This window comes from Caballeronia sp., assembly GCF_028292365.1.
In the GTDB taxonomy this organism is placed as follows: Bacteria; Pseudomonadota; Gammaproteobacteria; order Burkholderiales; family Burkholderiaceae; genus Caballeronia.
The window spans coordinates 1-7,985 of sequence record NZ_JAQGMM010000232.1 but is presented as its reverse complement, the minus strand read 5'-3'; the positions used below and the strand labels follow the sequence as shown (position 1 = coordinate 7,985).

Here is a 7,985-nt window from a genome sequence, read left to right as displayed (position 1 = left end):
GTCAATGCGTACAGGTCGACAACCGGAGTACGGAGCGCCGACGCTATATGCACAGGTCCACTGTTGTTCGATACAAGTACCTTCGCGCGATCGATCAAGGCTGCCAGCTCGCCGAGTTCAAGTGCGCCTGCGAGATTGACGGTCATGCGGTGTGTCCCGCGTGCCTGCGCACAGACGTCCGCTTCGTCGGCACCACCGGTGATCAGCACCGGCCAGCCGGTCAGGTCGGAGAGTTGCGCGGCGGCCTGCGCGAAGCGCTCGACTGGATAGCGCCGCGACGCGGCGGTTGCGCCCGGATGCATCACAATGAACGGCGCATCGAGCGCAATACCGCGCTGCGCAAGCTTGAGATGCAGTGACGCGGTATCGCGAGGTAACACGGTCAAACGCATGCGCTGGTTCGATGACTGCGCGCCCACGTGTCGGACCAGCGCCAACTGCCGTTCGACTTCGTGTCGTGTACCGGTTTGCGGTTCGGGTTCGGCGACCCAGTCGGTCAACAGTGCATAAGGGTTCTCTCGGCAGTGCGCGAGGCGTCGGGGAATACCAGCGAGATGGCACAACATCGCGGCGGGCATCGGGTTCTGGCTGTAGACGGTAAAAATCACGGCAGCGTCGAAAGCTTCTTCGCTCAGGCGCCTGGCGATCGCAAGGTCCACAGCCGCATCCGCGGGGCGGTTGTTTTTGACCCACGGCGCGTCGTATTCGATCACCGCATCGATACTGTCGATAAAACCTGCTGCGCGTGCGCCGGAACCCGATGCCAGCAGCGTGATGTGGCGATCTGGTGCCGAGGTGCGCAACGCATGCAGGGCGGGGGTGGTCATGAGCACATCGCCGAGGTTGTCCAGGCGTACGCAGAGGATGCGCTTGATCTCGGCTCCCCACGGCCGTGCCGACGTGGTTGCTGGCGCGCGAGCATGCGCGTCCATGGCGATCCGGACCACTGGCGCGTGGGTCATGTCGAGAACTCCCATCGAAACATGCTGTGTTGAATCGCCAACGCCGCCTCGTGAAGGTTGGCTACCACGCGCTCAGGTTCCCGGAAGGGTCCACGACGCCACACGGTCTCGTTGCCGTTATCGATGAGAATCGTGCGACAACCGGCGCGGTTGCCCGCCTCGACATCATCGAGAATGTCGCCGGCGAACCAGCTTTCTTCGAGCGCGATCCCGTGATCGCGACCGGCGCGCAGCAGCATGCCCGGTGCTGGCTTGCGGCAATCACAGGTCCGGTTATGAGGGGCAATGTTGCCCTCGGGATGATGCGTGCACCAGTAGATGCCGGTCAGCATCGCACCGCAATCGCGGACCAGTTCGTGCAGCCGCTTTTCGACGATATCCAGCGCATCGATTGAAAATTTCCCCAACGCCACGCCGCTTTGATTACTAATCACATAGAGCGGCAGGTCGAGTTCCGCCAAGATCCGGAGCGCTTCGCGCGCGCCTGGCGAGAGCCGCATCAAGAGCGGATCGACGTTATACGGAACGTCGGTGAGCAGCGTTCCGTCCTTGTCGAGGAAGACAGCGAGGCGGGGCCTCGCGTTCCCACGCATGCGCATCCGGGGCGTCATGCAGATGCACCGCCGGTTGCCAGCCATGCGTCGTGCGCGTTGTCATGCGCGTGCGGTGCTGCATCGGCGGCCACGTCGATCCCGGCCACACGTGCATAGACCTCGCTGAGCGCCTCCGCCACGCTTTTCCACGTGAACATATTCTTAGCGCGCGCGAGCCCTGCTGCGCCCATCCGTTGCGCACGCTGTGGGTCGCGCTTGAGCATGACCAGGCCATGGGCGACGGCGAGAGGGTCTTTCGGTGGCACGAGCAATCCCGTCTCGCCATGCGCCACTGAATAACGAATGCCGCCGACGTCCGCGCCGATCACTGGCGTACTGCAGGCCATCGCTTCCAACGGGGTAATGCCAAACGGTTCATACCAGGGCGTTGTGAGGAATACGTCGGCCGCGTTGTAGTAAAGACGCAGGCGCGAAAGCGCTCGCCGGCCATGGAAGTTGACGCGTTACGCCACGCCGAATTCGCGTGCAATGGAGCGCAAGCGGCCGATCTCGGGCGTCGCAATCTCGTTGGCTTCATCGGAATTGCCACCCACCACATAAAGATCAACTTCCTCGCCAAGCGTGCGGTTACACAAGCCAATGGCATGCACCACGGTGTCGATGCCCTTGCGCGGCACCATCCGTCCCAGTTGCAGCGCGATGAAGCGGTCCTGGGGCCAGCCTAGTTCCGCGCGCGCCGCGTGCTTGTCGACAGGATGGAATTCATCGTGGTCGAAGCCGCAGGGCACAAGGTCGATACGACCGCTGTCTGCTTGATAGAGCGAAACCAGATCAGATTCATCCTGCGGGCACTCGGCGATCACCGAGTCGGAATCGCGCACGAGCCGTTGCTCGATATCGAAGCGGTCGTCGGGGAAACCGTCGTCTGCTCCCTGATGCAGGCGCCGTACGCGGCCAAGCGCATGGAAGGTCGTCACGAGAGGAATGCCAAGCGATTCCTTCACGCGCAGACCGACTAACCCCGACATGAAGAAGTTGGCGTGAACCACATCGTAGCGTGATGGTTCGTGATGGAAAAATTGGATAACGAAACGCGCGAAATCCTCCATGTACGGAAGAAGTTGCTCCTTCGGCATCTGCCTTTTCGGTCCTGCAGGTACATTGATGACACGTGCTCCCTCCAGGCGCGAGACAAGCGGCAATAACAACCTGTCGCAGCGCGTGAAGACATCGACATGATGTCCTTTTCGGGCAAGCTGACGTGCGACGTTCGCCACGTAGATGTTTTGACCGCCGCTGTCGACGCTGCCGGTAGCGGCGAGCGGCGACGCATGCTCGCTGATGAGTGCGATCTTCACAGTGGTGTCCTTTGGCAACGAGTCTTGATATGCGAGTGGCTCACCGTGTTCAACCTCGGCGTGCACGACACGCAGCATTCGTTGTGCCCATGGCGGAGCGAACGAAACAAGAGTTGGTTCGTTGCGATACCTACGCATTTTTTTTGCGTGCGTTTCAAAGGTATGGAAAATGGAGCCGCGAGTGCGGCAGGTGAGAACTACACCGTGTCGGTAGAAAGCGCCATGACCGGTGTCAGCACGGGCCGTCGAGTGCCTCAGATCGGCGCACAGCCTCTATCATTCGCTCGACTTCTGGCGGAAGCGGGCGGCGTCGGCTCAGAGCCCACGGCAATGCAGCGACCAACGCCGAGGCGTCGGTTATTAACGTACCTTCGCGACGCATCACGTCCACGGCGGCCCACGTGGCGCGCCACGCTTCGCGCCACGACAAGCGCATCCATGCAACCCACGCGGCATTTCGGGCGAGCATGCGACGCCGCAGCCCGCTGTCTCGCAGCGGGGAAGGATGGTGATGGACGATCAATTCTTCGGCATAGACAATGGCAAAGCCGCTTGCGAGAACATCGAGTGCGACCAGCGTTTCTTCTCCGCCTATGAAAAAGCGGGGCTCATATCCGCCTATCTGCCGATAGAGCGATGTCCTGAACACGCAGGCCCCCGCTATGTACCCAATCAGCGAAGGCCCGGGCAAACCGGTGGCGTCGAGCGGGCTTCGGGCCATCAGGCGGCAGGTCGCGTCGATCTCACCCGCTTCGTCGACCAACACCCGGGCGCTCAGCACGCCAACGCGGGGCGCCTGGTCCAACAATTCGACCGCGCGCGATAGCGATCCCGGATTCCACCACATGTCGTCGTCACAGAACGCGACATAGTCGGTGGTCGCGCTGGCGACGCCGAGGTTGCGTCCGGCTGCACCGAGGTTTTTCTGTGCGGTAAGGAGGGTGACTCCGGGAAAGCAAGCGGCAATGTGTTCTGGAGTGCCATCGGTCGAACCATTGTCGACAATGATCAGATGCATCCGGTCAGGCAGCGCGATCAGTCGTGCGATGGTATCGAGCACTTGCGCCGACCGGTTGTACGTAAGCAGGACCACCGATAACCTCGGGCGTGCTTTTGTCGCAAATCGGTCATCCCCCGCGTCGCTCACGTTCTTCTCGCTCTTCACGTTCTCACCTTCTTCATGCTGCAAGCTCGAGCTTCCAGCAGCGCTCGGTAGAAAAGACGTCATCGTAACCATCGGGCCCGAACGCCTTGAGCTGGCTTGCGTATGCGTTGACGGCATCGCGTTTCGCGGCCAGATGGGATCGATCGGCTCGCCCGTGCTCAATTGCCGGTGTCGCGATAATGCTTCGCGTAACAAGGTCCGCGATCCGCGTTTGCAATTGGCCGGCCAGGCGCGGATAGAGCGCGTCCCCATAAGCGAAGCCAGCCAGCTCCGGATGGGCACGCCAGACGTCGACGCATGCTCGATGAACAAGTTGATGGTCGGAGGGGAACAAGCCGAAGGGGATCACGAGCGTACGGGCTGCATGGCGTCGCAGAGCTTGATTGAGTGCCTGGGCAATCGCGTCCTGGGTTGGGGCATGCGCACGCGGCGCAGACGGAACATATTGCGCATCGAGAAAATTGCCTCGATCGGGCACCGCAGCGAGGGGATCGAGGGCGCGGTCGTATTCCAGCGAGCGTTCACGCATTGCGCGGGCGGCGTTATCGCATCCGCAGTGACGGTCCCAGTCCGTCGTGACGTCGGAGGCGGGGCAGCCCGAAAAGACGGTGTATATGACCGCTCCTGGATGAGCGGCAAGCATCGCGCCGCAACTGAAGACGGCAACGTCGAAGTGCGGCGACATCACGAACGGTCGAGCAAGAGTCTCGGACATGGCAGTCGGGCAAAGGATGATGTCGCCGGAAACGCAAAACGCGGACCCGGGGTCCGCGTTTGTCTGCGTTCCGATTCTGCTCGGCCGGAAAACCTGCTGAACGCTTAGCCGTTCTGTTATTCAACCGGCATGAAAGCTCTTACCCGCGCGCGGCTGTTTTCGAGTTCGCCGTCCGTAAAAGCGTGCTCTTCGGTTTCGATCGCTTGCTGAAAAGCGGCACCGTCGAGCAACCGATTCAGCATAACGCGGATCTCGCCAAGCATCGTGTGATCGCTGGTTCGAACCATCCAGACGAAGCTTCTTTTCTTTCCGCTCGTACATAAACCAAGGACCGCCCGTGAACACGATCGCGCCGACGACTTCCTGCAGACCAATAAAGGTCGTTCCGGCAAGGCTTGCGCCTGGAGCAACATGATGGTGAGAACCCCGGCGACGGCGAGCGCTAATGGTGGCTGCCAGACTATCGCGCATATCGGGTGAACAAACCCATATGGGCGCTCCATTCTTGGCGGGAGGGGACTATCAGGATGCTCATTGGGAAGCGATTAAACAGAGTGAGGACTGCCACGTTTATTTTTTCCGTCAAGCGAACCGGGTGTTCGTACTGCTTTGAAGGATTTAACAATTCGCTTGCGGAAATGTTGACAGTCAAATAAAAGATCGATTCTCCGTAGAAAGCAGTCTCGGGGCGAGTATTACAGGGGTCGGGACAAACAGGCGAGTGCGATCGCACGTAGGGTACCGCCGTCGTCTTTTCCGCCAAGCGCATTGCGACTCCGCCGTCGCCGACATTCGCCACAACTTGGCGAGTCCGATTGGCAGGTTTAGCCGAGATTGTTACCGGAAGCCCTGGCACCATAGTAACGAGCGCACAAGGCGAGAGCTTCCTCGGAGCAAGGGACCGTCTTCGTGGGGAACAGCTTCCATCAATGTCCGATCCGGCACAACGTTTGCGCTGCGTCTCCCGAACCAACCCGCGGAACACCACCATGGATTTGCCCGACGATCTCGATCTGGACCTCGAGCTGCATGAAAGCTTCGACCGTCGATGGAGGGTCGGCGAGACCATTGTTATCACGATTCTTTCGCTGCTGTGCCTCGCGGCACTGGCTGGCGCAGTCGGCTCCGGTGCGCTCAGCCATGCCACCGGCTATATCGATAGTGCGCGCGAACAGCAGATCCGTTACGAACGTATCGTCCGCAATCATGGCTCGAGTTGGATGCGCGTAAGCCTCGCGAAGGGTGCAACCGGGGTGGTCAGTGTGCATCTGGACCGGCGCCTCCTCGACAGCGTCGCCATCGATAGCGTCAGTCCCACGCCGATTGTTGTTCAGGCTGCCCGTGATGGCGTTACCTATCTCTTCGACGTTGACCGCGCGAACGGCGCGTCGCTCGACTTCAAGATGTCACCGTTTAGATTCGGTTTGGTGCACTCAACCTTACGCATCGGCGACGGCCGGTTCGCACTCAGTCAGGCTGTGCTGCCTTGAATGAAAAGCGCATAAATTTCTCTTTTTTTGTTTCCACCATGGACATCATCCTAAGATCGGCAGGCGCTTACGTGTTTCTCTTGATCGTGCTTCGGATCACGACGCATCGGGTTAGCCGCACGATGACACCGCTCGACATGGGAATCATGTTCCTGTTTGGCGGCCTTTCGAGCCAAGCGGTGCTTGCGGGCGATCAATCGATCACCGCCGCATTGGTCGCAGTGAGCACGATTGCGCTGCTGCACATTTTCGTATCGACGGCAAAGACGCGGTGGCCGGGGTTGGGGCGGATCGCGGAAGGGACGCCGACGATCGTCTATGCAAATGGGCAGTGGGACGAACGCCGACTGCGTCAAATGCGTATCTACAAAGGCGATGTACTCGCCGAAATGCGCCAACGCGGAATTTCTCATCTGAATCAGGTCAGGTATGCGATCGTTGAAACTCACGGTGGCATTTCCATCATGGCCGCCGAGACGTAAGTAATATTTGCGATCGAATGCAGCAAACGGTGGACCCGCTTGGCAACGTCTTCCTTTTCGGGGTTGCGAAAGGGCAACGCTCAGGCGCAGCCGTTGCTATCGATATCCACATGGACATGAACCTCACCCAAGGAGCCCGCGATGAAAGCAGTCGTCTTCAAAGGAATTGGCGATATCTCACTTGAAACCGTTGCCGACCCCACCTTACAGCAGGACAACGACGCCATCGTACGACTCACGTCGAGCGCGATCTGCGGCACGGATTTGCATATGATTCGTGGCACGCTTGGCGGCATGGTGCCGGGTACGATCCTGGGTCACGAAGGTGTGGGCATAGTGGAGGAGGTGGGCAAGGGCGTGCGCAATATTCGGCGAGGTGATCGCGTGCTCATTCCATCCACCATTTCATGCGGCTTTTGTTCGTATTGCCGCTTCGGCTACACGGCCCAGTGCGACGTAGCGAACCCGAACGGCCCCAGCGCCGGAACTGCATTTTTCGGTGGCCCGAAATCGACTGGTCCCGTCAACGGCTTGCAGGCGGAATACGCGCGCACGCCGTTCGCCAATGCGAGCCTGATCAAGTTGCCCGATAGTATCGACGACGATCGCGCCATTCTGATGTCCGATATCTATCCGACCGGCTTCTTCGGCGCGCAACTCGCAGAGGTCTCTCTCGGGGATACGGTAACCGTCTTTGGAGCTGGGCCGGTGGGGCAGTTCGCCATTGCGAGCGCATTTCAGATGGGCGCAGGACGCGTGATCGCGGTGGATCGCCTGCAGGACAGACTCGACAGCGCGCGCTCGCTCGGCGCCGAGGTTATCAACTTCGACGCCGAGGATCCCGTCGAAGCAATCATGGCGCTGACGGGAGGCATTGGCGTGGATCGGGTGATCGATGCAGTCGGTGTCGATGCGCAACATCCGGACAGCGGCCCGGCCGCTTCAGCAGACGAGAAAGAACAGGCGGAGTCCGAGAGCCGCGAGATTACGCCTGAGCGGCACGAGGAAGGCCGGAATTGGGTTCCCGGCAACGCACCCACCCAGGTGCTCAACTGGGCCGTGGCAGCCCTTGCAAAGGCTGGCACGCTGGGCGTAATCGGCGTCTATCCGCCCAACGATCGGTTTTTTCCGATTGGCGCAGCCATGAACAAGAATCTGGTGATCAAGATGGGCAATTGCAACCATCGCTCGATCATTCCGCAACTGATCGAGAAGGTACGCAACGGCTCGTTCGATCCGCTATCCGTCCTGACGAACCG

The 7,985-nt window shown here is 60.2% G+C and carries 9 protein-coding genes and 1 pseudogene; 3 read left to right on the top strand and 7 right to left on the bottom strand.

The genetic code is table 11. The annotated features are described in order from the left end of the window. The 7 genes and pseudogenes from JWR14_RS14320 to JWR14_RS38550 all read right to left on the bottom strand — a co-directional run. The coding region (locus JWR14_RS14320; protein WP_299707748.1) for a glycosyltransferase family 9 protein at positions 1-962 on the bottom strand (962 nt) is incomplete at its 3' end. Continuing rightward, complete coding sequence (locus JWR14_RS14315; protein ID WP_299707746.1) at positions 959-1,573, bottom strand: HAD-IIIA family hydrolase; 615 nt, start codon at positions 1,571-1,573, stop codon at positions 959-961. The genes JWR14_RS14315 and JWR14_RS14320, both read right to left, overlap by 4 nt. Then, positions 1,570-2,874: pseudogene (locus tag JWR14_RS14310) on the bottom strand (glycosyltransferase family 1 protein). The gene JWR14_RS14315 and the pseudogene JWR14_RS14310 overlap by 4 nt, the downstream one beginning before the upstream one ends. 232 nt (positions 2,875-3,106) lie before the next feature. Continuing rightward, complete coding sequence (locus tag JWR14_RS14305; protein ID WP_299707744.1) at positions 3,107-4,063, bottom strand: glycosyltransferase family 2 protein; 957 nt, start codon at positions 4,061-4,063, stop codon at positions 3,107-3,109. Then, positions 4,053-4,754 carry a PIG-L family deacetylase gene (locus JWR14_RS14300; protein WP_299707742.1) on the bottom strand — a complete coding sequence of 234 codons (702 nt, stop codon included), beginning with the start codon at positions 4,752-4,754 and terminating at the stop codon, positions 4,053-4,055. Before JWR14_RS14300 ends, JWR14_RS14305 begins: the two co-directional genes overlap by 11 nt. Before the next feature lie 116 nt (positions 4,755-4,870). After that, positions 4,871-5,041: a hypothetical protein gene (locus JWR14_RS14295; protein WP_299707740.1), complete on the bottom strand. Its 171-nt coding sequence runs from the start codon at positions 5,039-5,041 to the stop codon at positions 4,871-4,873. Positions 5,042-5,214: 173 nt separating this feature from the next. Continuing rightward, positions 5,215-5,745, bottom strand: a complete 531-nt coding sequence (locus JWR14_RS38550) for a thiamine pyrophosphate-dependent enzyme (RefSeq protein WP_366144539.1) — start codon at positions 5,743-5,745, stop codon at positions 5,215-5,217. Here JWR14_RS38550 and JWR14_RS14290 point away from each other — a divergent pair. From JWR14_RS14290 to JWR14_RS14280, 3 genes are all read left to right on the top strand, one after another. Next, the gene (locus tag JWR14_RS14290; RefSeq protein WP_299707738.1) at positions 5,684-6,244 is read left to right on the top strand and encodes a hypothetical protein; all 561 of its coding nucleotides are present in this window, start codon (positions 5,684-5,686) and stop codon (positions 6,242-6,244) included. The two genes, JWR14_RS38550 and JWR14_RS14290, sit on opposite strands and share 62 nt — an antisense overlap. A gap of 38 nt (positions 6,245-6,282) precedes the next feature. Then, on the top strand, positions 6,283-6,726 hold the full coding sequence (locus JWR14_RS14285) for a YetF domain-containing protein (RefSeq protein WP_299707736.1): 444 nt from the start codon (positions 6,283-6,285) through the stop codon (positions 6,724-6,726). A gap of 141 nt (positions 6,727-6,867) precedes the next feature. Beyond that, positions 6,868-7,985 (top strand): alcohol dehydrogenase catalytic domain-containing protein (locus JWR14_RS14280; protein WP_299707734.1); only part of this gene is annotated, 1,118 nt, incomplete at its 3' end.

What these genes read in the sequence shown, in the direction of transcription:
- JWR14_RS14315 (WP_299707746.1), bottom strand. Translation starts at nt 1,573, where the DNA reads ATGACGCCCCGGATGCGCATGCGTGGGAACGCGAGGCCCCGCCTCGCT.
- JWR14_RS14300 (WP_299707742.1), bottom strand. Translation starts at nt 4,754, where the DNA reads ATGTCCGAGACTCTTGCTCGACCGTTCGTGATGTCGCCGCACTTCGAC.
- JWR14_RS14295 (WP_299707740.1), bottom strand. Translation starts at nt 5,041, where the DNA reads ATGGTTCGAACCAGCGATCACACGATGCTTGGCGAGATCCGCGTTATG.
- JWR14_RS14290 (WP_299707738.1), top strand. Translation starts at nt 5,684, where the DNA reads ATGTCCGATCCGGCACAACGTTTGCGCTGCGTCTCCCGAACCAACCCG.
- JWR14_RS38550 (WP_366144539.1), bottom strand. Translation starts at nt 5,745, where the DNA reads ATGGTGGTGTTCCGCGGGTTGGTTCGGGAGACGCAGCGCAAACGTTGT.
- JWR14_RS14285 (WP_299707736.1), top strand. Translation starts at nt 6,283, where the DNA reads ATGGACATCATCCTAAGATCGGCAGGCGCTTACGTGTTTCTCTTGATC.